The sequence below is a fragment of the Acinetobacter minutum genome (genome assembly GCF_035916735.1).
Lineage (GTDB): Bacteria > Pseudomonadota > Gammaproteobacteria > Pseudomonadales > Moraxellaceae > Acinetobacter.
The window spans coordinates 42,743-67,884 of record NZ_JAQIHG010000012.1; the positions used below are offsets into that span (position 1 = coordinate 42,743).

Annotated in this window: 25 protein-coding genes; 9 read left to right on the forward strand and 16 right to left on the reverse strand. The window is 46.8% G+C overall.

Annotated features, from left to right (window positions below):
* Window positions 1-20: 20 nt before the first annotated feature.
* The 5 genes from PAE54_RS06875 to glnK form a co-directional block, all read right to left on the reverse strand.
* Window positions 21-1,313, reverse strand: a complete 1,293-nt coding sequence (locus tag PAE54_RS06875; protein WP_273778199.1) for a DNA adenine methylase — start codon at window positions 1,311-1,313, stop codon at window positions 21-23.
* Window positions 1,310-2,395: a bifunctional diaminohydroxyphosphoribosylaminopyrimidine deaminase/5-amino-6-(5-phosphoribosylamino)uracil reductase RibD gene (ribD, locus tag PAE54_RS06880; RefSeq protein WP_326518892.1), complete on the reverse strand. Its 1,086-nt coding sequence runs from the start codon at window positions 2,393-2,395 to the stop codon at window positions 1,310-1,312. The genes PAE54_RS06875 and ribD overlap by 4 nt, the downstream gene beginning before the upstream one ends.
* Window positions 2,396-2,407: 12 nt before the next feature.
* Window positions 2,408-2,860, reverse strand: coding sequence for a transcriptional regulator NrdR (nrdR, locus tag PAE54_RS06885; RefSeq protein ID WP_273778197.1), 453 nt, complete (start codon window positions 2,858-2,860; stop codon window positions 2,408-2,410).
* Between the two features lie 143 nt (window positions 2,861-3,003).
* Window positions 3,004-4,392, reverse strand: a complete 1,389-nt coding sequence (locus PAE54_RS06890; protein WP_326518893.1) for an ammonium transporter — start codon at window positions 4,390-4,392, stop codon at window positions 3,004-3,006.
* Between the two features lie 59 nt (window positions 4,393-4,451).
* A complete protein-coding gene (gene glnK / locus PAE54_RS06895) occupies window positions 4,452-4,790 on the reverse strand; it encodes a P-II family nitrogen regulator (RefSeq protein ID WP_273778194.1) in 339 nt (112 codons plus the stop codon).
* Window positions 4,791-5,066: 276 nt separating this feature from the next.
* Here glnK and PAE54_RS06900 point away from each other — a divergent pair, with 276 nt between their 5' ends.
* Together PAE54_RS06900 and PAE54_RS06905 are read left to right on the forward strand one after the other, a co-directional pair.
* Window positions 5,067-5,294: an accessory factor UbiK family protein gene (locus tag PAE54_RS06900; protein WP_273778193.1), complete on the forward strand. Its 228-nt coding sequence runs from the start codon at window positions 5,067-5,069 to the stop codon at window positions 5,292-5,294.
* Between the two features lie 63 nt (window positions 5,295-5,357).
* The gene (locus PAE54_RS06905; protein ID WP_326518894.1) at window positions 5,358-6,845 is read left to right on the forward strand and encodes a YifB family Mg chelatase-like AAA ATPase; all 1,488 of its coding nucleotides are present in this window, start codon (window positions 5,358-5,360) and stop codon (window positions 6,843-6,845) included.
* 42 nt (window positions 6,846-6,887) lie between these two features.
* Here PAE54_RS06905 and PAE54_RS06910 read toward each other — a convergent pair whose 3' ends face one another.
* The 5 genes from PAE54_RS06910 to PAE54_RS06930 form a co-directional block, all read right to left on the reverse strand.
* Window positions 6,888-7,697: a TorF family putative porin gene (locus tag PAE54_RS06910; protein ID WP_326518895.1), complete on the reverse strand. Its 810-nt coding sequence runs from the start codon at window positions 7,695-7,697 to the stop codon at window positions 6,888-6,890.
* 18 nt (window positions 7,698-7,715) lie between these two features.
* Window positions 7,716-7,895 (reverse strand): hypothetical protein, encoded by a 180-nt coding sequence (locus PAE54_RS06915; protein ID WP_326518896.1) that lies wholly within the window; start codon window positions 7,893-7,895, stop codon window positions 7,716-7,718.
* Between the two features lie 26 nt (window positions 7,896-7,921).
* On the reverse strand, window positions 7,922-8,764 hold the full coding sequence (locus PAE54_RS06920; RefSeq protein ID WP_326518897.1) for a TorF family putative porin: 843 nt from the start codon (window positions 8,762-8,764) through the stop codon (window positions 7,922-7,924).
* A gap of 174 nt (window positions 8,765-8,938) precedes the next feature.
* Window positions 8,939-9,466, reverse strand: coding sequence for an inorganic diphosphatase (gene ppa / locus PAE54_RS06925; RefSeq protein ID WP_326518898.1), 528 nt, complete (start codon window positions 9,464-9,466; stop codon window positions 8,939-8,941).
* A 126-nt stretch (window positions 9,467-9,592) separates the two neighbouring features.
* Window positions 9,593-9,991 carry an MAPEG family protein gene (locus PAE54_RS06930; RefSeq protein ID WP_326518899.1) on the reverse strand — a complete coding sequence of 133 codons (399 nt, stop codon included), beginning with the start codon at window positions 9,989-9,991 and terminating at the stop codon, window positions 9,593-9,595.
* Between the two features lie 111 nt (window positions 9,992-10,102).
* Between PAE54_RS06930 and PAE54_RS06935 the strand changes: the two genes are divergently transcribed.
* Window positions 10,103-10,483: a hypothetical protein gene (locus PAE54_RS06935; RefSeq protein ID WP_326518900.1), complete on the forward strand. Its 381-nt coding sequence runs from the start codon at window positions 10,103-10,105 to the stop codon at window positions 10,481-10,483.
* 36 nt (window positions 10,484-10,519) lie between these two features.
* Here the strand turns inward: PAE54_RS06935 and PAE54_RS06940 are convergent, their stop codons facing one another.
* Window positions 10,520-12,199 carry a long-chain-fatty-acid--CoA ligase gene (locus PAE54_RS06940; protein ID WP_326518901.1) on the reverse strand — a complete coding sequence of 560 codons (1,680 nt, stop codon included), beginning with the start codon at window positions 12,197-12,199 and terminating at the stop codon, window positions 10,520-10,522.
* Window positions 12,200-12,349: 150 nt separating this feature from the next.
* Entirely contained in the window at window positions 12,350-14,572 is a 2,223-nt protein-coding gene (parC, locus tag PAE54_RS06945) for a DNA topoisomerase IV subunit A (protein ID WP_326518902.1), read from the reverse strand.
* 290 nt (window positions 14,573-14,862) lie between these two features.
* Here parC and PAE54_RS06950 point away from each other — a divergent pair, with 290 nt between their 5' ends.
* On the forward strand, window positions 14,863-16,605 hold the full coding sequence (locus PAE54_RS06950; protein WP_326518903.1) for a hypothetical protein: 1,743 nt from the start codon (window positions 14,863-14,865) through the stop codon (window positions 16,603-16,605).
* Window positions 16,606-16,691: 86 nt separating this feature from the next.
* On the opposite strand, the gene PAE54_RS06955 is transcribed toward PAE54_RS06950, so the two are convergent.
* From PAE54_RS06955 to PAE54_RS06965, 3 genes are read right to left on the reverse strand one after another with little or no spacing between them, the layout of a single operon-like run.
* A complete protein-coding gene (locus PAE54_RS06955; RefSeq protein ID WP_273778178.1) occupies window positions 16,692-17,336 on the reverse strand; it encodes a trimeric intracellular cation channel family protein in 645 nt (214 codons plus the stop codon).
* A 48-nt stretch (window positions 17,337-17,384) separates the two neighbouring features.
* Window positions 17,385-17,852 carry a YchJ family protein gene (locus PAE54_RS06960; protein WP_326518904.1) on the reverse strand — a complete coding sequence of 156 codons (468 nt, stop codon included), beginning with the start codon at window positions 17,850-17,852 and terminating at the stop codon, window positions 17,385-17,387.
* 56 nt (window positions 17,853-17,908) lie between these two features.
* Window positions 17,909-19,492, reverse strand: coding sequence for a TerC family protein (locus PAE54_RS06965; RefSeq protein ID WP_326518905.1), 1,584 nt, complete (start codon window positions 19,490-19,492; stop codon window positions 17,909-17,911).
* Window positions 19,493-19,828: 336 nt separating this feature from the next.
* On the opposite strand from PAE54_RS06965, the gene PAE54_RS06970 reads away from it, so the two are divergent.
* The 5 genes from PAE54_RS06970 to PAE54_RS06990 all read left to right on the forward strand — a co-directional run bounded on the left by PAE54_RS06970 (window position 19,829) and on the right by PAE54_RS06990 (window position 24,545).
* The gene (locus tag PAE54_RS06970) at window positions 19,829-20,458 is read left to right on the forward strand and encodes an LOG family protein (RefSeq protein ID WP_326518906.1); all 630 of its coding nucleotides are present in this window, start codon (window positions 19,829-19,831) and stop codon (window positions 20,456-20,458) included.
* 137 nt (window positions 20,459-20,595) lie between these two features.
* Window positions 20,596-21,984: a multidrug transporter subunit MdtD gene (mdtD, locus tag PAE54_RS06975; protein WP_326518907.1), complete on the forward strand. Its 1,389-nt coding sequence runs from the start codon at window positions 20,596-20,598 to the stop codon at window positions 21,982-21,984.
* A gap of 75 nt (window positions 21,985-22,059) precedes the next feature.
* Window positions 22,060-22,803 (forward strand): glycoside hydrolase family 25 protein, encoded by a 744-nt coding sequence (locus PAE54_RS06980; RefSeq protein WP_326518908.1) that lies wholly within the window; start codon window positions 22,060-22,062, stop codon window positions 22,801-22,803.
* A complete protein-coding gene (gene dinB / locus PAE54_RS06985; RefSeq protein WP_326518909.1) occupies window positions 22,803-23,861 on the forward strand; it encodes a DNA polymerase IV in 1,059 nt (352 codons plus the stop codon). The genes PAE54_RS06980 and dinB overlap by 1 nt, the downstream gene beginning before the upstream one ends.
* A gap of 324 nt (window positions 23,862-24,185) precedes the next feature.
* Complete coding sequence (locus tag PAE54_RS06990) at window positions 24,186-24,545, forward strand: RidA family protein (protein ID WP_273778169.1); 360 nt, start codon at window positions 24,186-24,188, stop codon at window positions 24,543-24,545.
* On the opposite strand, the gene PAE54_RS06995 is transcribed toward PAE54_RS06990, so the two are convergent.
* Window positions 24,542-25,087: a DUF2726 domain-containing protein gene (locus PAE54_RS06995; RefSeq protein WP_326518910.1), complete on the reverse strand. Its 546-nt coding sequence runs from the start codon at window positions 25,085-25,087 to the stop codon at window positions 24,542-24,544. The genes PAE54_RS06990 and PAE54_RS06995 overlap by 4 nt on opposite strands.
* Window positions 25,088-25,142: the final 55 nt, after the last annotated feature.

Here is a 25,142-nt window from a genome sequence, read left to right on the forward strand (position 1 = left end):
CGCTCTCTATGGGGTTGGATTTACCATAAAGCCAATTGGGTGCTCACACCTGAGGTATCGACACCACCGAGTTCGGCAAAATGATAAAGTTGTCCTAATAATTGACGTAACGGTGGCCCTGCCTTGGCATGGGTATCGGTAATCACAATAAATTCAAGTACGCGTGCCCGCTCTGACTGACGCTGTTTACTGACCCGATAACGTGGTACATCCTGCGTTAACAAGGTGACTTTACCGCGTGCCAGATTGGCTTTTAGCAAGTCCTGTGGGGAAATATTGCCATCAGTGGAATAACTGGTCAGGATGTAACGAGCATTAATGGTAGACAGTAATTTCTCATATGCTTCTTTAGCATATTTTGAGGAATTATAAGGACTTGGTCGTTCTTTACGCCACGCCCGGTCAATCCCGCTTTTATAACCTTTGGTATCCGGACTCGGTAAGTCCACCTGATCCCACAAGGTTAATGCGTTCAGTACATGATAGTTACTGCTGTAGGCATGCTGGTTATATGGTGGATCGAGATAGGCGACATCGACCTCGAAACCACTCATCTGGTTCGCGAGATGCTGGGCATCCACACACCACATCTCCGCTGCCGGACGTTTCGGGTCGCCGATTTCACAAAAACGGCTTGGGGTCAGCCACAACAAGGACTCAATCCGCTCCAGCGCAGTCTGGGTTTTTCCACCCCAGCCATGGTGGAAGCTTTTAAATACCCCACTGGTATTACTGACAAAACTGGCGGAATACAACAACGGTGCCAGTAAGGCACTCATTTCGACATCATCGATCGCCCCTTGTGCCTGCCAAGTGGCAATCTGCTGGCGGATGGCATCAATGCGCATGCCATTACGGCGTTTGAAGAACAACCGGTCACGTGTCGGGTCATAGATCTCATCATTACGCGGACACAAATTATGCGTCACCCAGCCTTTGACTTCGGGCAAACGGTTCAGGTAATCAATGGCTTTCTGATAACCGCCAAGTTCCTTGAATGCAGGTGCCTCTACACAGGATAAAATCGCACTGTTTAACGCGTGGCTATACGGTTCCCAGTCATTGGCAATCACCCGGTAGCCATTTTGCCGGGCCAGACGTGAAACCACACCACTCCCGGCAAAAAAATCCGCAAAAATCGGCGCACGCTTAGCTTTGGGATTAAGCGTTCCAGTAATTTCCAGAGCTTCCAGAATCAGATGCAGCAATCGGCGCTTGTTGCCCAGATAAGGCACCAGCTGGTGAAAAAGGTATTCATCCGTGGTGCGCGCTGCATGGCGACGTTTGTGATAAACCGAAGACTCTGGATTCATATTGTCTCTTGCGTAGGGATTAGCCTTAAGCGTAAGTCATCCCCTACCTGGGTAAACTGTTCAAACTTAAAACGGAGTTGCTCGGCCAGACGGATCAAGTCAGCATTAAACATGGCACGTGCCGACTGCCCCAATAAGGTCGGTGCAACATAATAGATCATTTCATCGACTAAATGTGCCTGTAAGAAGGCGGTAGACAAAGTCGAACCGGCTTCCACCAGCACATCATAAATCTGGTAATGCTGAGATAAGGTCTGTAACAGGGCGTTTAAAGGCTGAATCTCCAACTGGATGACCCCTAAATCGGCCAACTCCTGACGAAATGGCCCCATGACCATTACAGTTTCCGGCTGTTGCAATATTTTGGCACTTAATGGTAAACGGCCCTGACGGTCCAGAACTACTCGCTTCGGCTGTACCACAGTTGTTAAATCTACATTTGGCAAGTCACGCACATTGAGCTGGCAATCATCCGCCAATACTGTATCAATACCCGTAATCACAGCACCGGAAATTGCACGCCAATGTTGCACGTCCTGACGGGCAGCGGATCCGGTGATCCATTTCGACTCTCCCGACGCCATTGCGGTACGGCCATCGAGACTGGCTGCAATTTTTAAGCGCACATAAGGCAACCCCGTTGCCATAGCTTTCAGGAAACCAAAATTCAAGCTATGTGCTTGCTGTTGTAAAACCCCAACTTCTACTTCAATGCCGGCATCACGCAGAATCTGCACGCCTTTTCCAGCCACCAGAGGATTAGGGTCTGGACAGGCCACTACCACTTTTTTCAGCTGGGCTTTAACCAGTGCTTCTGCACAAGGCGGGGTCCGGCCATAATGTGCACAAGGTTCCAGCGTGACATAAGCGGTCGCCCCTTGTGCGTCCGCACCTGCCTGGCGCAAGGCAAAGACTTCAGCATGCGGTTGCCCTGCTTTGGGGTGGAACCCTTCACCAATCACCTGTCCATCTTTAACGATGACACAGCCGACATTCGGGTTCGGTTTGGTGGAATACTGTCCACGTTGGGCTAGTTCAATTGCCCGTTGCATCCAGTATTGATCTTGCGTCAGCTCAGACATCTTTATTCCCAATTAGCGCTGTTGCATTTGTTCAATTTGACGGCGGAAGGCTTCTACGTCCTGAAAGTCCTGATAGACTGAAGCGAAACGGACATAGGCCACGTGATCTAGCGCATACAGCGCCTGCATGACAATTTCACCAATCACCCGTGACTTGACATCACGCTCACCCAAACGGCGAATCTGTAGCTGAATATCACTCAACACCGCTTCAATCTGCTCTTGCGTCACCGGACGTTTTTGCAAGGCATGCATCAGCGAGCGGCGCAATTTGGCTTCATCAAAGGGTTCATTTTTGCCATCGGACTTGATGACACGCGGCATCACCACTTCATAACTTTCAAACGTGGTAAAACGTTCCCCACAACTGATACATTCACGACGTCGGCGAATCTGGCAACCCTCGGCGGCCAAGCGCGAGTCGATCACTTTACTGTCTGCGGCGTTGCAAAATGGACAATGCATAGTGGTTTAATTGAACAAATCCCCATGGATTTCCGAGTGTAGCAAAATTTCGCTTCTTTGTAGAGTTTTACGCTACATATAGAAAAAAAACAGCCTTTTCAGGCTGTTTTACACAATATATAGCGATTAATTGTTTTAATTGATTATTCGATGCGTTCACCATGTTGGCTGAGATCCAGACCCATACGTTCATCATCGGCATTGACACGAATTCCAATCACGACGTCAATTACTTTAAGGATCACAAAAGTCACCACGGCACTATAAGCGATTGTGGCCAGAACACCTTCAATTTGCACCCAAAGTTGCGTCATCATATTGGCAGGTACTTTATCACCCATGATGAATTCACTGGCAAATACCGCGGTGAGGATAGCACCCACAATCCCGCCAACACCATGCAAACCGAAAGCATCAAGTGAATCATCGGCTTTCAATGCACGTTTCAGTGCAGTAATCCCCCAGAAGCAGACCACACCGCCAATTAACCCCATCACCAAAGCACCGCTCACGGTCACGAAACCGGCTGCTGGGGTAATCACCACCAAACCCGCGACCGCACCGGAAGCTGCACCCAACACTGAGGCCTTACCGCGAATCAGTTTTTCTGTCATTAACCAGGAGATCGCCGCTGCTGCTGCTGCCACTTGGGTTGTTACCAGTGCATAACCTGCTGAACCATTTGCACCGAGTGCAGATCCGCCATTAAAACCAAACCAGCCCACCCAGATCAAACTTGCGCCCAGAACGGTGAGTGTCAAGTTATGCGGTGCCATAGACTCACGTCCCAAGCCCATACGGTTACCGAGCATGTATGCTGCAACCAGACCAGCAACACCAGCATTAATATGAACGACCGTACCACCCGCAAAATCCAGCGCGCCATCATTCGCTAACCAGCCGCCACCCCAGACCCAGTGGGTAATCGGTGCATAAACGGCAATCACCCAGATAGCAATAAAAGTAACAAAAGCCCCAAATTTCATGCGCTCTGCCACCGAACCGCTAATAATCGCAACGGTAATAATGGCAAAAGTCATTTGGAAGATAACAAAAAGAATTTCAGGAATGGTTCCCGTGACCGCATCTGTCCCGATACCGGCCAGCATGAGTTTTTCAAAGCCTCCCATGAAGGCATTACCGCTGCTAAAAGCCAGGGTATATCCCACTGCAACCCAAGCCAGGCTCACCACAGCTGCGGCGATAAAGCTGTGCGCCATGGTACTAAGGACGTTTTTCTTACGCACCATGCCGCCATAAAATAACGCCAGACCAGGAATCGTCATCAGCAACACTAAAGCGGTTGAAATCAGAATCCAGGCAGTATCACCGGTATCCGCTTTTGCCGGTGTTTCGGCAGGCGTAGTGGCCGTTTCTGCAGGGATAGTGGCTGCTTGTGTGGAATCGGTTAAGGCTGCTTCTGACGCCACAATGGTCGTCACTGGCGCCGAGCTTGTCGCTTCTTCGGCCCACGTGGCTGAACCACCTAACAATGCACCAGACAGGCTGAGTGCAAATAGCATTTTTTTCATTCGTGTCCCCCAACTTCAAGTTTTTGTGTTACTTGGTACTCAGCAAGCTTCGTGCCAAATTACACGGCATCCGGTCCAGTTTCTCCGGTACGGATACGAATCACTTGCTCAAGGTTGGTGACAAAAATTTTGCCATCACCAATTTTGCCAGTGCTTGCAACACGGGTAATCGATTCAATCACCTGATCAACCATTTCATCGCTGATCGCGATTTCAATTTTCACTTTTGGTAGAAAATCAACCACATACTCTGCACCGCGGTACAGTTCCGTATGGCCCTTTTGACGCCCGAAACCTTTCACTTCAGTGACAGTAATCCCTTGCACGCCAATGTCGGAGAGCGCTTCACGCACGTCATCCAATTTAAATGGTTTTACAATTGCAGTTATAAGCTTCATCTTTGTTTTCCTTCGGCTTGTTTCACCAGTAAGGTTTTATGTTCAATATTCATGCCAAGACTTCTAAAAGTTGGGGGAGATTAGAAGCGGTGTACATGAAAGCTCTTTATACCTTATTTTGTGACGGGAAATGTAGCGGCTTTTTAAAAATTCGACCTTTAGACTCAACATTCTTCCTGCGTTCAGATCTACATTTTCTTTTCCTCATCAGGGCTATGGTCGCAGGTAGAGCAGTGTTAAACTCAAGCCTGAAAATTTCACCGGATTGCCCATGTTATGATCGAAACCTTATTACAAGCCATTCTGCAACAGCTGGATCAACCGAAAAAAGATCTGGAACACAACCTGCGTGCTTTACTCAGTGAAGCTGTCACCAAAATGGATCTGGTGACTAAAGAAGAACTGGAACGCCAACAAACAGCGTTACAAAATGCCAATCAACGTCTCAATGATCTCAACGAGCAAATTAAAACCCTCGAAAGCTTATTACAGAACAAAAATTAAGCACCGAATAAGTGCAATATGACAAAACCGATTAAAAATAAAGCAGAATAACGGAAAAATAATATGTCTTTTGCCAAAATTCAGACACGCAGCCTGTTGGGGCTGCAAGCCCCTCCAATTGAGGTTGAAGTCCATGTCAGCCAGGGTTTACCGTCATTAACAATTGTCGGATTGCCAGAAGCAGCGGTGCGTGAAAGTAAGGATCGGGTACGTTCGGCAATTTTGAACAGTGGTTTTCAGTTTCCGAGTAAACGCCTGACGATTAATCTGGCACCTGCAGATCTGCCCAAAGAAGGTGCACGTCTGGATCTGGCGATTGCGTTGGGCATCCTGATCGCTTCAGGACAAGTACCTGAAGGAGTGACAGATGAGTTTGAATTTATTGGCGAACTGGCCCTTGATGGGCACCTCCGTCCGGTCAGCGGGATTTTAAGTATCGCGATGGCCTGTCAGCACAGTGGTCGCCAACTGATGTTGCCCGCTTTGAATGCAAGTGAGGCAGCACAATTACCGGATTTTCCGGTTTATCCGGTTCAGCACTTGAAACAAGTCTGTGCACATTTCTTAAAACAAGAAAAAATTTGTGCCGTTAGTGCACCACCGCAATCCGTCGAAGAACCACAAGCACCCGATCTGGCCGATGTCAAAGGTCAGTTACGGCCGCGTCGTGCGCTGGAAATAGCAGCCGCTGGGGGCCATTCACTGCTTTTTCGCGGCCCACCTGGCACTGGAAAAACCTTGCTAGCCTCACGACTTGCCGGTATTTTGCCACCGCTCTCTGCACAGGAAAATTTGCAGGTGGCCCGTATCTATTCAATTGCTAATACTCCCTACCGTTTTGGGCAACGTCCTTTCCGTGCACCACACCATACGGCTTCTGCAATTGCCTTGGTCGGCGGAGGTTCTTCCCCCAAACCGGGAGAAATCACTTTGGCCCATTTAGGTGTGCTGTTTCTGGATGAGTTGCCAGAATTCGATCGCAAGGTACTTGAGGTCTTACGTCAGCCGCTAGAATCCAAGGAAATTATCATTTCACGTGCGTCGCGACAAATGACCTTTCCGGCCAACTTTCAGTTAATTGCCGCCATGAACCCCTGTCCTTGTGGTTATGCCTTTCATCAGGACAACCGTTGCCAATGTTCAACCGAGGCAATTAAACGCTATCAGAACCGGATCTCGGGACCGCTTCTGGATCGAATCGATTTGCATATTGATGTCCCGCCACTCTCTAGTCAGGAGTTACAATCAACCGCTCCGGCAGAAAGCTCAGCCAGCGTTCGTGGCCGTGTCGTGCAGGCTTATGAACGACAAATACAGCGACAAAATGGGCTGAATCATCAACTTTCTCCGCAGCAACTACAGCGCTTCGCTTCACTCGATTCAGCAGCACTACATTTAATTGAACTCGCCCAACAGCGTTTAAATTTATCCGCTCGTGGCTATCATCGGGTGTTGCGTGTCGCCCGTACTATTGCTGATTTGGCAGAAAGTGAACAGATCCAGAATGTGCATTTAAGTGAAGCGTTGTCCTATCGCGGCAGCCAGGCATAAAAAAGCGAGAGTTCAACTCTCGCTTTCATTGAATACCAAGAATTAGAAGGTTTTCGTCAAGGTAAAGACAGCACCCGTGTCATATAGTTTCTTCTGTGCATCCGTCATCCCTGTCGTACTGATATTGGTACCGACCACATCTAATTGCGCGGTAATTCCAAGCACGTTATAGTTTACGCCCACTTTATAATCGATATAGTCATCGTCTTTGCCTGGACCACCCGCAACGACCAGCAAGGATTCCTTATTTTTCAATTTATTGTAGCCGACAGAAGCAACTCCATTAAACCCGGTATTGGCGATTGGTGCTGAATAACCTGCGTTAAAATACCAGAATTCATCGCTGTGACCCCAATAATCATCAGAATAGGCTACACCCAGACTTAAGGCATCCCCTTTGAACAGTGTTTCCGCAAAGGTTAACTTACCGAACACTTCGGTAAAGGCCATCCCGGTATCGCCATTGTTCTCAAATTCAGAATCCGAGCCAATATAGCCATAGTGAGTAACCCCAACATCATAGGTTGGTGCAAAACTTTCCGACAGCTTCAGGGTGTTGGTATAACCGAGAGTTGCATCAGTTTCAGTAGACACCCCTTCATAACCATCAAACTTAATACTAGAGCCCCATAAAGCCAAATAAGCACCAGATTTGTGGTTAAAGGTCAAACCTCCTTGAATAGCGGCATCATTCGAAGATTGTGAAATACCACGGAAGCGATAATCTGTAGTGACCGCAACGTTACCTGAAGCGGTGACCCCATAAAGCGATGGTTTGTCTTCGGCCATTGCCATCACTGAAGTACTCGCCAAGACACCTAAACTCAGTGTTTTCAATGCCAATTTTTTCATTTTTGCTCTCCCCCAATTTTAATCATTGGTTTTTGCTGTTTTTGCGAAAAGTGGTTTATCCACTCTAGTATTAGCAATTGCTGTGCCAAGTTCAGCCAGGGATCCGCTATCACAAAAAGGCTTTTCTTGAACTATTGTTGCTCTTTTTTGAGCCATGCCATTTTTTATGCATAAAAAAAGTGCATAAATTTTATTCAACTTATGCACTGATCGAAAAAACCGTCTTAGAAATGGTAACGCATTCCCGCAACAAGCATATTTTTCTGGTCTACACCCGCCCGGTTTTCACCACCTACGACATATTTGAGCCAGCCACGTGCTTTGTCATTATTAAACAAGGAATGTGACACTTGTGCTGATGCGTGACGGAAAACCCAGTCTTTTTCAGTATTCAAAAAGGTTCCACCCTCAAACTTGCCATCATCCTGGTAATACGAAACACCAGTGGATAAATCCAGCTGAAAGCCCTGCGGCAATGGATGACTGTAGTCCAGACTAAAATAACTGTCCCATTGGTTCATATACACGGTGTCATTGAAATAGGTTTGTGCTCCGACACGGAAACTGTTACCAATTGCCGGATTAAGGGTGCGACCTGCACTGACACCTGCTTCGACACCCGTCGTATGGTCACTGCCTGGATAATAATAAGTCGCGACATTCAGGTCATAATTCCAGTCTTTGTATTTATTGCTATAACCGACAAAGAAATCATGTTCATAGTAGTCGGAAGATGGTGTTTTTAAATCTGCCAAGGACTGTTGTTTCTGCTTATCCGACAATTGTGAATCGGAGCCAATTGCCGCCTTGTCCTGAATTTCACTAAATGAATAACCCAGTTTTGACATCCAATACGCTGCATACAGACCTTTGTAGTTGGCATTGACGTAGCCTTGCAACACGGTGTCATCATTTTCTGGACTATTGGTACCACCACGAGAGACATAGGCAGAAACAACACTGAGCCAACCAGAAAATTTAACCTGATCTTGTGATTCCGGTTCTTGCGCAAACAGCAATGCAGGGCTTAAGGCAAGACTGCCAAGCAAAACAGAAAATTTATTCATGAGCGAAAAAGAGAGGAACAGCGAAGAAGGCGCGATTATAGTCAGAAAAAATACAGTTTAAAATATGCTCAAGTGAATTTATTTACCAAATGGTTAATTTATTTAAATAAAAAAAGGCTCGCAAAAGCGAACCTCTTATAACACCATAAAATTAACCAAACAGTTAATTCATGATTATTTTTTCGCAGCTTCGATTGATTTCAATACTTCAGCTTTCGCAACATCAGCACCTTCCCAACCACTGATTTTCACCCATTTGCCTGGCTCTAAATCTTTGTAGTGTTGGAAGAAATGTTCAATTTGACTGATCAACAGTTTTGGAAGATCCGTATATTCCTGAACATCTTTATACAACGGAGTTAATTTTTCGTGTGGAACAGCTACAAGTTTCGCATCAACGCCACCATCATCTTCCATGTTCAATTTGCCCACTGGACGGCAACGAATCACTGAACCTGGTGCGACTGGATGTGGAGTTACAACCAACACATCTAATGGGTCACCATCTTCAGACAGGGTATTTGGCACATAACCGTAGTTCGCTGGATAGAACATTGCGGTACCCATGAAACGGTCTACAAATAACGCATCAGAGTCTTTATCGATTTCGTATTTGATTGGCGCTGCATTGGCAGGAATTTCAATGATCACATAGATATCGTTTGGTGCATCTTTACCCGGCGGGATATTGTTGTAGCTCATAGCAACACTCTTTGACTATATAAATGATAGAGATAAATTTTGATCGCAGATTACAGTCCTGCAAACTTCGCAGTGATTATACCGTTTAGCTGGAAAAATTTGACAAGATTTCGCAATGCTGCACAGTTAAGTCATTTTCACAGTAATGACCAGCAGAAAAATCGGGCACAACAGCGATAGTAACCAGATAATGGAACGTAAGGTTGCCCAGTTGGCCAGATAGCAAATCCCGTAGAGCACACGAAAAACCAGATAGGCGATCCCTAGGTTCATGATAATTGCCTGTGGCACCACCATATATTCCGCCATCAAAATTGCGGCTATAAATAGCGGCAGTCCTTCAAAACTGTTTTGCTGTGCGGCATTGGCACGTGCTGCCAAACCGGTGGTTTTCGCCAAAAACTCACGGGGATTCTGGTTATCATGCGGTTTAAATCCGCCTGTCATCTTGGCAATGATGGCAAAAACATAAGGCAGTAAACAGGCTGCCAGAATGAGATAAATAATGCCGCTAATGCCCTGCATGTCGATTATTCTCTTCAATTTTTCTTCAGCGCCTTATCATAGCATGGCGTTTGGCAAATAAATTTTGTTAAATATAGTGTTTTGATTACCAGCTCAGATAGGAATATAGACATGGTCAATCCTGAACAACAAGAAATGTTCGAGGTGCTAGAAAAGCAGCGCCAGCATCAGCTTCAAGTCGACCGTGTCATGAAAATTGTCTTGCCGATTACCGCTTTTTTGCTTGCCGTCATTTGCGCCAATATGAATATTGGTTCACTGATCGGCACCTTTGTCGTACTGGTAATGGCATTTTTTGCGGTGGGAATTAAACGCCTTCCACTTTGGCACTGGTTGCTGGTTATCCTGATTTACTGCCTGAGCGACAATCTGCTCAGTTATGGGCAGTTTAATATCTCCGGTTTTAGCCGCCAGTTCGGCACCCTGTTTATTTTTGTCGGAATTGTTGGGGTGGGTCGCCCTTATTTTGATCGCTGGTTAATGCGGAAATAAAAAAAGCGCCTTTGAGGCGCTTTTTTTATCAAATCATTAAGCCGATTTACGCAGATCTTTACGCAGAATCTTGCCGACATTGGATTTTGGCAATTCATCCATAAATTCCACATAACGTGGACGTTTATAGCCCGTCAGATTCTGCTTGGCATAGGACAGCACTTCTTCAGTGGTCAATGATGGATCTTTTTTCACCACAAACAGTTTTGGCACTTCGCCTGATTTTTCATCCGGCACACCAATCGCAGCGACTTCCAGTACTTTTGGATGTTTGGCGATGACTTCTTCAATTTCAGAAGGATAGACGTTAAAGCCCGATACTAGAATCATGTCTTTTTTGCGATCAACGATCTTGGTATAGCCACGCTCATTCATCACCCCGATATCCCCCGTGCGGAAGAAACCATTCGCTGTCATGGACTTGGCTGTTTCATCCGGACGGTTCCAGTAGCCTCGCATGACCTGTGGACCACGGATACAGATTTCACCCTGTTCGCCCAAGGGTACTTCGTTACCGTCATCATCGAGAATCGCCAGTTCAGTCAGCGGCAACGGAATACCGATAGTGCCACTAAACTCTTCCGAGGCTGGAGGATTCGCCGTTGCAACCGGAGAAGTTTCTGACAGGCCATAACCTTCAATAATCGTGGTGCCGGTAATCTTTTTCCAAGCCGCTGCCGTTGATGGCAGAACAGCCATACCGCCGCCCATCGCCATTTTCAGTTTACTGTGATCCAGCTGTTGGAATTCTTCATTATTGACCAGCGCATTAAATAATGTATTGACCGCCGGGAAGAACGTGGGCTGGTATTTACACAGCTCTTTAATCACCGCAGGCAAGTCACGCGGGTTCGGAATCAGTACATTGGCCTGACCTTTATACATGCCGTATAAAGCACACACCATAAAAGCAAAGATGTGATAGAGCGGTAAGGCACAGAAAATACGATCGTCTTTGTCGCCATCTTTGTTGCCAAACTTGCTCTGGAAAATCCCATCACACTGCAGCATATTCGCCACAAGATTGCGATGGGTCAGCTCAGCCCCTTTAGAAACACCCGTCGTCCCCCCTGTATATTGCAATACAGCAGTATCACTGAGGGTCAGGTTCGGACGTTTGTATTGGCTTGGGCTCACCTTATTAATGGCTGTATTGAATTTGACATGGCCCGGAATGTTCCAAGCCGGAATCTGTTTACGTACGGAACGTAGCACGAAATTAACCAAAGTCCCTTTTAGGGTGCCGAGCATATCGCCCACGGTCGCAATGATCACGTGCTTGACCGGTGTTTTTCCAATGATGCTTTGATAGACGGTGGCAAAGTTTTCAATAATCACCAAAACTTCGGCACCCGAGTCATTCAGCTGATGCTCAAGCTCACGTGCGGTATACAGTGGGTTGACATTAACCAACACCAGACCAGCACGGAACACACCCAAAGCCACGACCGGATACTGCAAGACATTCGGCATCATGACTGCAACACGGGTTCCCTTAACCAGACCCAGACTTTGCAAATAAGCTGCAAATTTACGGCTAGCCAGCTCTAACTCATTAAAGCTGAGCGTTTTATCCATGAAGATAAAAGCATCACGAGTACCAAATTTCTGAAAATTACGCTCGAAAACATCGAGTAAAGAGCTATTTTCTGGAGGTAATTCTACTGTTTCCGGAATCCCTGTTTTTTGGTATTCAGCGAACCAAATTTTTTCCATAATGCCAAAATCTCCAATCAGTAATCCTTAGTTTTTCAACGCTATTTTCTTAATGTGAGCTTCGTTGTTCGCTTTGTTTCTGCTCACTCTTACATCCATTTCCTATGAATAAGCTCATATATAGCCTATTTCTAGAAAAATACACCAGTACTATCTTTGAACCCAGAGTTTATTGGCTTTCTGATAGCCACGCGGTAAAAGCTGTCCTTTACCTGCACGTTTGCCGATATATTTTCTCAGGTCATCACCCTTCAGTTTTAACTGCTGCTGTCCCGCTGCCACCTGAAGTACCTCGTTGAGATTCAGGGTCGTCATGCAAAGCAGTGATTCACCATCCTCTAATTGCATTAACTTATTCCCTTTGCCTTTATTCAGCATTGGCAATTCTGACAATTCGACCAGCAATAAACGCCCAGCCGAACTCAGCAAGGCCAGATGGCTCTGCTCATTCTCCACAGGCAGCACTGGCAGAGCCTGAGCAGATTCTGCCACGGTCAGGAAGGCTTTACCGGCCTTGGCACTGGTATCCAGCTGTTTGGCCTGAGTTTTGAAACCATAGGCATTTGAGCTGATCGCCAACAGTTCTTTTTCATCCTCGGCAATCAGCACCTGAATAAACGAAACCCCATTGGCTGGTGACAGTTTGGAGCTTAATGGTTCGCCCAAACCACGTGCCGATGGCAGCTGATTAATCGCCAGTGCATAACTGCGCCCGGTTTGATCCAGTACGTAGACCCGCTGGTTGGACTTACCAGATGCGTGGCTCAGGTACTGGTCTCCAGCACGATAGTTCAGGTTAGCGGCATCAACTTCCGCTCCTTTCGCGGCACGAATCCAACCTGCTTCGGACAAAACCACCGTCACTGCTTCGGCAGGTAGTAAATCCTGCTCCTTGATTTGTACCGCTTCCTGACGCTGCACGATCGGTGAACGGCGATCATCCCCAAACTTTTTCGCGTCGTCTTTGAGTTCCTGAATAATCAGGTTTTTCAAAGATTCAGGATTGGCCAACTGTTCACGAATCACCGCTGCCCGGGCTGCAAGCTCATCCTGCTCCTGACGGATTTCCATTTCTTCCAGCTTGGCCAGATGACGCAATTTCAGTTCAAGAATGGCTTCAGCCTGAATGTCATCAATATTGAAATGCGACATTAACACCGGTTTGGGCTGGTCTTCTTCACGGATAATTTTAATCACCGTATCAATATCTAAATAGGCAATTAACAGACCGGCGAGAATATGTAAGCGTTTCTCAATTTTATTCAGGTGATATTGCAGACGGCGCGTGACAGTTTGTTTACGGATCTCAATCCATTCCAACAGAATTTGTCGTACCGATTTCACCTGAGGTCGGGCATCTGCCCCAATCATATTCAGGTTGACGCGATAACTGGATTCGAGATCTGTGGTGGCGAACAGATGGCTCATCACAGCATCGGCATCAATGCGGTTCGAGCGCAGCACAATCACCAAGCGGGTTGGCTGAGTATGATCGGACTCATCACGAATGTCGGTGACCAAAGGTAACTTTTTCGCCTGCATCTGGTCAGCGATCTGGCTAATCACCTTGGAACCAGACACCTGATACGGCAATTCACTGATAATGATTTCATTTTTTTCCACCGTATACACCGCACGCATACGGTAGCTGCCACGGCCGGTAGATTGAATTTTCAACAATTCATCTGGTGGTGTAATGATTTCCGCCTGCGTAGGCAGATCGGGTCCCGGAATAAACTCCGCCAGTTTGCTGTCACTCAACTGCGGATTGCGAATCAGGGCGATGGTGCCTTTCACCACTTCACGCAGGTTGTGCGGTGGAATATCGGTTGCCATCCCCACAGCAATGCCTGTCGTACCATTCAGCAGGATATTGGGTACACGGGCTGGTAAAGTCACCGGCTCTTTGAGTGAACCATCAAAGTTATCCTGCCAGTCACAGGTGCCCTGACCCAATTCAGACAACAGCAACTCACTAAACTGCGACAGCTTGGCTTCGGTATAACGCATTGCGGCAAAGGATTTCGGATCATCTGGCGAACCCCAGTTCCCCTGTCCCTCAATAAAGGGATAACGATAGCTAAATGGCTGTGCCATCAGCACCATCGCCTCATAACAGGCCGAATCGCCATGCGGATGGTATTTACCCAGTACATCCCCGACGGTACGAGCCGACTTTTTAGGTTTTCCGCTATGCTTCAAGCCCAACTCGCTCATGGCATAAACGATCCGGCGCTGTACCGGCTTCAAACCATCACTGATATGCGGTAAAGCACGGTCCATGATCACATACATGGCATAGTTGAGGTACGCTTGTTCGGTAAACTCGGCTACGGAACGGTTTTCTGTCGCATGATGCGCAAGGCTCGTCATAACAACCAATAATCCTGATTCATCATTATAGGAGGAAAGCCTTATGCTATGCCGCATCGGCATAGGGCACAAGGGCATTAAGAATCACAACGCGTCAAATTCTGTCTTTTTGTTTTATATGATCGGGTTTTCTTTTTCCTGTTAAAAACCAACACAACCAACAACTCGTCAAAAAAAAGTAAAATAAGTCACAAAAAATCTAGGGTTTTCACTATAATAATCACGCTTTAAATGTGGTGTAGAACAGCGGTTAAAAATCACTTGTATCATCCAACATAAGGTCACAAGATATGGATGCAATGGAAGCCTATATTCCCTATCAGCTGCGGGCAAAATTACAACAAATCGCACCAGTTCTGGATCTAGACTGGCAGCGCCAAATCGAGCAAATTTTCGAAACCACAGACGCCCATCTGCATAAAACCATTGAAGACCATTATTTAAAAAACAAGAATATTAAATGGGACCCCCTGAAAGAAACTTTTGAATTCAAAGGTTATGTGGGGGTAGATGCTCTGGATGCATTGATTCGTAATCCGAGTATCCGCCAACTCGGCAAACAGATTCAGCTGACCTTAGATAAATTACCCAACTACCGGGATGTCTTTCAAATCGCTGATTATCTGGAAAGTGTGCTGAACGAAATTGATCACATGCCACTCGATGACCACAGTGAAATTCAAAAAGAAAAACATGCCCTGCGCACTGCGTTTTTACAGGACGCCGCTTCACTGATCAGGACCATGGATTTTGCTGTACCGGAGACCATCCGCAAACTGACCCTAGAGCAAATCCGCTGTTTTATTCTGGAAGTCTATATCAAGCGTGAAATTGTCGGAGACTGGTTCTCGGTTATTTCTCCAAGTGACTATGCTCAACAGGAATTGCCCATTTTTCAGGATTTCTTGCTCAAAGAACAGAAAATCCGCGATTTTGATGTCATCGCGAGCTCAAAATTCTTTTTTATTATTGGTAGTCCAACCGAGTATGAACAAAACCCCTATTCTATCCGGCGCTTTCTGACCGAAGAAAGTTTTGGTTTTGAAGACAAAGTCTATTTAAATGCGGTCGTGTTAGATCCTGCAACCATTGCAGATGAGAATGTCGAGCAGGACTTTAAATGGCAGATCAGCCGTATGATTACCATTCAGCGCCAGGTCAATCAAAATATTATCCAGCTGATCGAAGGCCTACATCACTACAATCACACAAACCTGCTACCGCTTTTGCATGAACCGTTAAATGCAGCCGGTTATCCCGTCGATCAACTTGTCAATGAACGTCTACTGGATATCGAAAAAATGCTCAGCATGCATATTCTAGAGCCATTACAAAAAGGTCTAAGAACCACGATCCAGCAACCCGATGAGCTGGAGTTCAGTTTCTTAAATATACAACGCCTGATGACTGAAATTCTGAATGCCTATGAGGACTTTTCCAATCAACCTGTTGTTCTTTTTAACAATCAGGCACGGATTTTTAAGCACCGTTTGGTCGCCTATCTGAAATTGCTGCAAAAGCGTCGCCAGCAAATTTTTATGTTGTTTGAGAATGAAGAGCATTTCTTGCAGCAGGACAAATTGGCCAAAGCACCGCTCGAACAGATGATCAACCAAATCAATCAGGCGATTGAACAAAGCCGCGAGATTCAACTACAAATCCGCCAGAAAGAGCGCGAACAAGGGGAAAAAGCTGGTTTCTTGAAGCGTATATTCAGCAAATCAGAACAGCAACAAAAAGAAGTCGAGCGACTCAAAAACATGCTGAACCAGATTCGTGAGCAATGCTATATGGACATTATCCGGATCACCAAACAATACCCGAAACAAAGTGTCTATTTAGAATCCGAAAGCCTGATTTCGATTAACAATAAAGAACGTAATTATGCTTTTGCCAATGGTGAGAACGGTGTCACTCGTTTACCCATTTTGTTGCAATTGCCTGAAGATCGTAACAACTTTAATCTGCAAAGTGTGTCTGCCACGCTCAACTTTGATTTGAGCAAAGCCTCCCAACTTTGGAAAACCATCTAATCCCTCTGGCTCGAATTAGAGAAAGCTGCACATAAAAAAAGACCTGTCACATACAGGTCTTTTTCTTTAAAAACAGAAAAGTACGGTTAACTGGCATCTTTTGATGAAGCCGACTGCTCATCTTCATCCTGATATATAAACTTCGGCATTTCCAGACCGAAATAAATCGCGATCAAACGTAGGATAAAGCCAAACAGCAAGGTAAAAATCACGGTCAGTTCCAGCGACAGACCCACTTCGATACACACCCAATAACAGATCACTGCCACAAATGAGATACTGGCATACAGTTCACGGCGGAAAACCAGAGGCACATCATTACACAGAATATCGCGCAAGATCCCACCCGAAACCCCAGTTAACACCCCAGCAACGGCAGATACTACGAAGCCTTGTCCCATTTGTAAGGCAATCTGACAGCCAATAATGGTAAAGCCGATCAACCCCAAGGCATCGAGTACCAAAAACACAGAACGTAAGTGCTTCATCCATTTGGCAATAATAATAGTGACAAAAGCCGCACAGCAGGTCAGCACCAGATATTCCGGATGTTTGACCCAGGTCAATGGATAATGCCCGAGAAGCACATCACGTACCGAACCACCACCCAACGCAGTGACACAGGCAATCAGAACCACACCAAACCAGTCCATACTGCGTCGGCCTGCTGACAGTGCACCTGTCATCGCTTCCGCGGTAATCGCTATAATATAAATGATGGTCAGTAACATGGCCCTTCATCCACCCGGGTACAAGATGCGCGCTATTCTAAGCTAAACTCATAAAAATTGCGCACAGCACTGCTTAAATTTTTTCCCTGAGCCACAGACACACGGCTGCTTCATAGTGATCTGCATGTCTAAGGTCGGATCCAGAAAGTACCAGCGCCCTTGGTGCTGGACAAAATAAGACAACTCACGGTGTACCTGAGCCTGTTGCCCATCGTGATAATGCGCCTGAAATTCTACCGCTGCATGCGCTTTGCCAATTTTTTCCTGTACCTGCAGAATTTCCAGTTTCAGCCATTGACTACGCTGGCTCCAGTCTGCAATCCCTGCCCGGTCCAGAGCGGCTTGTTGTCCGAGTGCCGTGGTCTGGATCAGATAATCGATTTGCTGCAAGGCAAAGGCACTATAACGCGAACGCATCAACTGTTCTGCACTGACCGCATATTGTTGCTGCTGGTGCAAAGGCTGACAGCACTGCGGATAAAGACCTTGGCCGCAGGGACATGTATTGGGTTGCATAACCGATCCAAAAAAATAACCCTCAGAAGAGGGCTATTTTAAATCACAATAGAACTCTAGTCTGCAGACTTGTTTTTGACAGCTTGATAAATCCGGACTTTTTCGATTTTATGGCCATCCATCGTGAGGACTTCAAACACATAGCCTTCCGCCTGCATGCTTTCGCCATTGTGCGGTAAACGGCCCAAGTGCCATAACATATAGCCAGACAAAGTCGAATAGTGTTCGTTTTCATCGACCAGATCACATCCCAGCAATAAGGAAACATGACGAATATCTGTTGAACCTTCCAGAATCAGAGAACCATCCTCCAAGGTCTCAGCAACGGCTTCGCTTTGATCCTCATCCGGGAATTCACCTGCAATCGCTTCAAGGACATCAATTGGGGTGGCGATTCCCTCAATTGAACCATATTCATTCAGCACGATCGCCATCTGTAAGGGTGCCTGACGTAACTGCTCCATCACCATCAGCACCTGGGCATTTTCATGCACAATCACCGGTTCACGTAGATGTTTTTCAAAGTTAAGGACACCAGTTTCGATATATTCATTTAATACTTTATGGGTCAGCACAATCCCGGCAATGTTATCGAGCTCACCATGTGCCACAATCAGTCGCGAATGCGTCATTGACATCAGCTGCTGTTTGATCAGTTCAGCATCTTCTTCCAGATCGATCCATTCTAACTCTGGGCGAGGGGTCATCACCGATTTCACTGGGCGTTCTGACAGGCTCAACACACCTTGCACCAGCACGCTGTGATAAACACCATTGTCTTCATCAAACACTTCTTTAGCAAAGGCTTGAGTCGCTAAAACATCTTCCTGCTCTTGATTAGCTGTTTCTGTCTTGTTTTGGCTACCCAACATCCGTAGCACAGCAGAGGCCGTGCGGTAACGCAAATCGGTGGTAGTGACCAGTTTTTCCTGGTTGTGGCGCATCAGCTGATTGACCATCTCGACCAGTACCGAGAAACCAATCGCAGCATACAGATAGCCTTTTGGAATATGGAAACCAAAACCTTCTACAATTAAAGAGAAACCGATCATCATCAGGAAGCCGAGGCAGAGAATGACCACGGTTGGATGTTTATTGACAAACTCCATCAAAGGTCGTGATGCCCACAGCATAATACCCACGGCAATCACGACCGCCACCATCATGATCGACAGTTCTTTCACCATACCGACGGCGGTAATCACACTGTCCAGCGAGAAGACCGCATCCAGCACCACAATCTGCACAATCACCATCCAGAATGCGGCATGTACCGGACTTTCCTCTTTATGTGGCTGATGGCCTTCGATCCGTTCATGCAGCTCCATCGTGCCTTTAAACAGCAAGAAGGTACCGCCAAGCAGCAGAATCAGGTCACGTCCGGAAAAAGGATGATCAAAAATATGGAACAGTGGTTGGGTCAGTGTCACGACCCAGGCAATCGAAGCTAACAGGATCAGGCGCATGCCCAGCGCAAGCATGAGACCCAGCAGACGGGCAGCATTGCGCTGTTCGGGCGGTAATTTTTCCGCAAGAATCGCAATAAAGACCAGGTTATCAATACCCAGTACAATTTCGAGAACAATCAGGGTCGCCAGACCGACCCAGGCGGAAGGATCCGACATCCATTCAAAAATCATCGGGACTTCTCCTGCCAAAGGACGGATTTAAAACGAGTAACAGGCCAATTCATGAAATCAGGATCCCAAACGGGATGAACATTATTTTTCTGGTCTAAAGGGTACGTTTCGGAGCGACAACAACCACTGCCCATGTGCTTTCATTTGTAGTTAAACAGATTTTCAGTATAGGCAAGAATTTACTGAAATTCATCTTTTTTGTTTGAGCAGAAGGTCCAATTCACTAAGCCCATACAAAGCCTTGCAAAGACACCATACAGCGCTCTTCAAGATGTCACATTTTCTACCTAAGCTAACAATTAGCGATAAAAAACATGTTAAGGTGAAAATAAAACAATGAATAGTGTATTAGAAATGACCAGCTCTCCTCTCCCAACTCAACTCACTCAACAAAGTGCCACTCGTCCACTAGTAGCCTTGTATTGCGGCTCACGCGCGGGCAACAAACCGATTTACCGTGAAAAAGCCATTGCCCTCGCCCAGCAGATCGTCGATTTTGGTTTTGGTATTGTGTATGGTGGTGCCAGTATCGGTTTGATGGGAGAGGTTGCGAATAGTGTCTTGCAGCATGCCGGTGAAGTGATCGGGGTGATTCCTGAATTTATGCTGGATTATGAAGTGGCACATCACCAACTGACCGAGTTGCACGTGGTCAGCACCATGCATGAACGCAAAGCCATGATGGCTGAACGTGCCAGTGCCTTTATTGCCTTGCCCGGTGGTTTAGGTACCTTTGAAGAAATTCTGGAAATTGCCACTTGGGGACAGCTCAATCAGCATCAGAAACCGATGATGCTCTACAATGTCAACGGTTTCTATGACCACATGGTCGCGCAACTGGATCATGCCGTTGCCGAAGGTTTCTTGCCGCCACAACACCGTGCCAAACTGATCATCTGTAACCATGCCGATCAGATTATCAATGCCCTGCGTAACTTGCATAGCCCACAGCATGTCGTGCTGTAAAGGCGTATCCTCTTTTTTATAAAAGCGGGATCTCCCCCGCTTTTTATCTCTTGCCTTGCCCTCTGATACTAATCTGCCTGGGATCATTTTGATGACATTTGCTTTACACTAGAGCAAACCTTTATCTCTTTTTCATCATGAGCAGCGTGACCCAGCATCAAGCCCTTCATCCTCAATTTCGCCTTCTGGTTTTGCTGGTGGCGATTGGCTTTTTTATGCAGGGCTTAGACACCACGATTGTCAATATTGCGGTGGCTGAAATGGCCAAGCAGCTCGGTGAAAACCCGCTAAAAATGCACAGTGTCGTCGTAGCCTATGTCCTGGCTGCGGCTGCTTGTATCCCGCTCAGCGGCTGGCTGGCTGACCGGTTTGGTGTGCGCAATACCTATCTGTCAGCAATTGTGATTTTTACGCTGGCCTCGCTCGGCTGCGGACTTTCCAGCACACTCAATCAACTGTTATTTTTCCGCGTGGTTCAAGGCATTGGCGGTGCACTGCTGCTGCCGATCGGACGTTTATCCATGCTGAAAATCATTCCACGACAACAGTTCCTCGCAGCCATGAGCCTGATGAGTCTGGCAGGATTGTTAGGCCCGTTGATGGGCCCCAGTCTGGGAGGTTGGCTGGTGGCCGCTTTTTCCTGGCACTGGATCTTCCTGATTAATGTTCCAATCGGCATTATCGGCTGCCTGCTTACCTTGAAAATTATGCCAAACGTCAAAGAAACCCAAGTGAGCCGTTTCGACTTCAGGGGGTTCATTTTACTACTGGTCAGTATGGTCGGCCTGTCTCTGGCACTGGAAGTAGCCGCTAACTCACATTATTCCAGTAGGTTGGGCTGGGGATTGCTGGGCCTCGGCCTGCTGGCGATGTTGGCCTATGCCTTTCACGCGCACTGGCATCACAATGCGCTGTTTCGTAGCCGGCTGTTTCGCGACAATCCGGTATTTTCTATTGGTATTTTAGGCAATATTTTTGCCCGCTTCGGTGGTCACGCCATTCCCTTTGTGCTGCCGCTGATGCTGCAGGTGGTTTTTGGCATTGGCCCGATCGAAACCGGTCTGATGATGATGCCACTGGTGCTAGGTTCACTGGCTTCCAAACCCATCATTCGCCCGATGATTCAGGCCTTGGGTTATCAGCGTTTCCTGTTGATCAATACCTTGCTGATGGGACTGTGTATTGCCAGTTTCGCACTGACCACGGCCGATATGCCTTTGTGGTTACGCAGCCTGCATTTCTTCTTGATGGGGCTGCTCAATTCCCTGCAGTTTGTTTCCATGAACACCCTCACCCTGAAAGATTTACCGCAACAGGATGCCAGTAAAGGCAACAGCTTCCTCTCCATGATCCAGATGGTTTCCATGAGTATTGGCGTGGCGCTGGCTGGAACATTGATCAACTTTTTTACACAGCAGTATGGCACCGGGCAGATCACCCAAGCCTTTCATGCCACCTTAATTTGTCTTGGTGCCATCAATATCATTGCCTTGCTGATCTTTATCCGCATCCCGGAAAATGCCTGAATCTTGCGAATTTTGCTCGAAATTTGTCATTAATCGGACTAAGCTTAAGCGCATCATCTGTTCTTGTGTCTCATCATGCCACGGAAAACCCGAGCACGCTGGATCTTATTACTACTGATATTGCTGCTTGTGGGCGGACTGCTGGACTATGCTTTTTTTCTGAGTCGGCGTTCAGTCAGTGCAGAAGATTTCTCAATTCATGGCTTTGATGTTTCGCATCATCAAGGTGACATTCAGTGGAATAAAATTTCACCACAGCGCTATCAGTTTGTTTACCTAAAAGCCACAGAAGGGGGCGATTTTCAAGACCCGAAATTTCAGGACAATTGGCTAAAAGCACGCGAACGCGGTTTGCATGTTGGTGCCTATCATTTTTATCGGTTATGCCGCGATGGAAAAATCCAGGCGGATAATTTTATTGCCACCGTCCCGAAACGACCCGATGCTCTTGCACCGGTAATTGATCTGGAATATGACAACCAGTGCATTAACCACTACACCAAAGAACAGCTGCTACAACAGATTAAAACCATGCATGACCGGCTGCATCAGCATTATGGCAAAGCTCCTATTTTTTATGTATCGCGGAAATTCTACAATATTGTGCTAATCGGCCAGTTTCAGCAGACTCCAATCTGGTTACGTGAATATCGGGCACAGCCGAAACTCAAAGATGGCCGTGAATGGCTGTTCTGGCAATATACCGCCCAAGGGAAAATTGACGGAATTAACAGAGCAGTCGATTTAAATGTCTACGCAGGTTCGGCACGTGAATGGCGGCGTTATTTAAAACATCTCGGGATTCAGGCAGATCACTGATGCGCAAGATTATTCATATTGATATGGATGCTTTTTATGCCTCGGTTGAACTGCGTGAACGTCCTGATTTGCAACAGCTTCCGGTGGTCATTGCATCACATCATCCACGTGCAGTGATTGCAGCAGCCTCTTATCCCGCCCGGCAATTTGGCCTGCACTCGGCCATGTCGATGGCCACAGCACGTAAACGTTGTCCTCAGGTGGTTGTACTGCCTCCTGATTTTGCCAAATATCGTGAGGTTTCTGCACAGATCCATCAGATCTTTCAGCGCTATACACCATTAATCGAACCAATTTCTCTCGATGAAGCCTATCTCGATGTGACCGATAATCTGTTGGGATTAGCCTCGGCGACCGCAGTTGCCGAAGCCATCCGGGCAGAGATCTATCAACACACCGGATTAACCGCCTCGGCTGGGGTTGCCCCTAACAAGTTCCTAGCCAAAATTGCTTCAGACTGGCATAAACCCAATGGCTTATGTGTCATCAAGCCCCGCCAGGTACAGGCCTTTATTCACGACTTGCCTCTGAAAAAAATTCCCGGCGTTGGCAAGGTCACCCAACAGAAATTGCAGGATCTTGAGCTGTATACGCTCGGTGATTTACAAAAAATTGATGAAGCCATCCTGATTCAACAATTCGGCAGATACGGCCGGCAGCTGTATTTATACAGTCAGGGCATGGATGAACGCCCGGTACAGGCCCAGCGTATTCGTCAGCAGATTTCCAAAGAAATCACCTTTCCCACTGATCTATCGCTAATGCAATGCCAGAGCGCCTGGTTACAACTGGCCGAGCAGGTCTGGCACAGTCTAGAGCAGAAACAGCTGATGGCACGAGGCCTGCAACTCAAACTGAAAGATCCACAATTTCACATTCGTCAGCACAGCAAAACCTATCAGCAGCCTTTTCGACAGTTGACCGAGTTACAGCAGGCCATTTGGCAACTGCTGAGTGAAATGCATATCGAACCCGCAGAGAAATTTCGCCTGGTCGGTGTGGGAGTCAGTCAACTCGATTCCCTTTCCGCCAATCAACAACTGGATCTGAGCCTATAATCAAAAACAGAAAAGCAAAAATTTACCAAAGGACTGACATTTTCAGTAGGTTTTGATGTACCCTATGCCTGCGATACATTTACCCTTGTATCGAGCTGGGTTAGAGAACCACACTCGGGTTCGGCTAACACTGTCCTGTAGTTTGCGTGACGATCCAATCCGAAATATTACAGGGCACCCTCTTTTTGCCTTGTGCTCTCCCCTGTGCAAAATGCTTTTGCGTCATTCCCCTCTTGTCTTTACAATCACAGTCCATGACCGTTCTAAGTCACAGTTACCCTGTCCTTAGGCACATATCCTCTTTTGTTGTTTGAGAGCCTGTTTATGTCTGTTCAACGCCTGCATGTCGAAAAACGCTTTAGTGAAGTTGCCATTTCAGGCCAACTCATTCATCTGGCAGGTCAACTGGCGAGTGATACCCGTGCAGATATCCGTTCTCAAACCCAACAAACGCTGGATATCATTGATCGCCTGTTGGCTGAGGCCGGCAGTGATAAACGTCATATTTTATCGGTCATGATTTTTCTGCAAGATATTGAACGTGACTATCAAGCTATGAACGAAATCTGGGATCGCTGGGTACCCGAAGGGGCTGCTCCTCCGCGCACCTGTGTAGAAGCCAAACTGTATGCCCCTGATGTTCTGGTCGAAATGACGGTCACAGCCGTCGTGGCAGCATCCTAAATACGCGACTCGCCCAAAATCTTATTCTTGTCTGACGGGTACAGCGAATATTTGCGGTTGATATCCTCATTCAGCACAGCCGTCTGCTCAAGCTCCTGTAAATCCTGCAAAAAATCGGTATGCAAACGTGGATAATCTGGCACTCGAGGATAACGTAACACGCGATACCCCGCCATTTGTAGCAGAGCATCCTGATAATGTTCCTGTTGCAAGCCTTTGAGACTAGAAGCATCTTCAAGTGCAACAATCGCCATGACTTGATACTGGCGGTTCATGACCACAAAGTCCGCCATCATATGACGGTATTTATGGCGAGTATGCGGATATTTGGTGGTGAGTAACGCATCGAATGACACATGTGCCAAGATAATCGCATCCGGCAACACTTCACACAGACGTCGGAACGTCAGCTGCTCATTCAAATTAAAGATGGCACGCCGTTTTAATGGGCTGTCTTGTTGGCGCTGGGTTTTAAGGCTTCGGATCGCCACCAGCAAGGCTAGCACCAACAGTACGATGCCCACCGCAATATAGAAATTCATTTTCGTTGATCCCTTTCATTTTTATAATACATCCCGATTTTTTACCGGGCTTTTT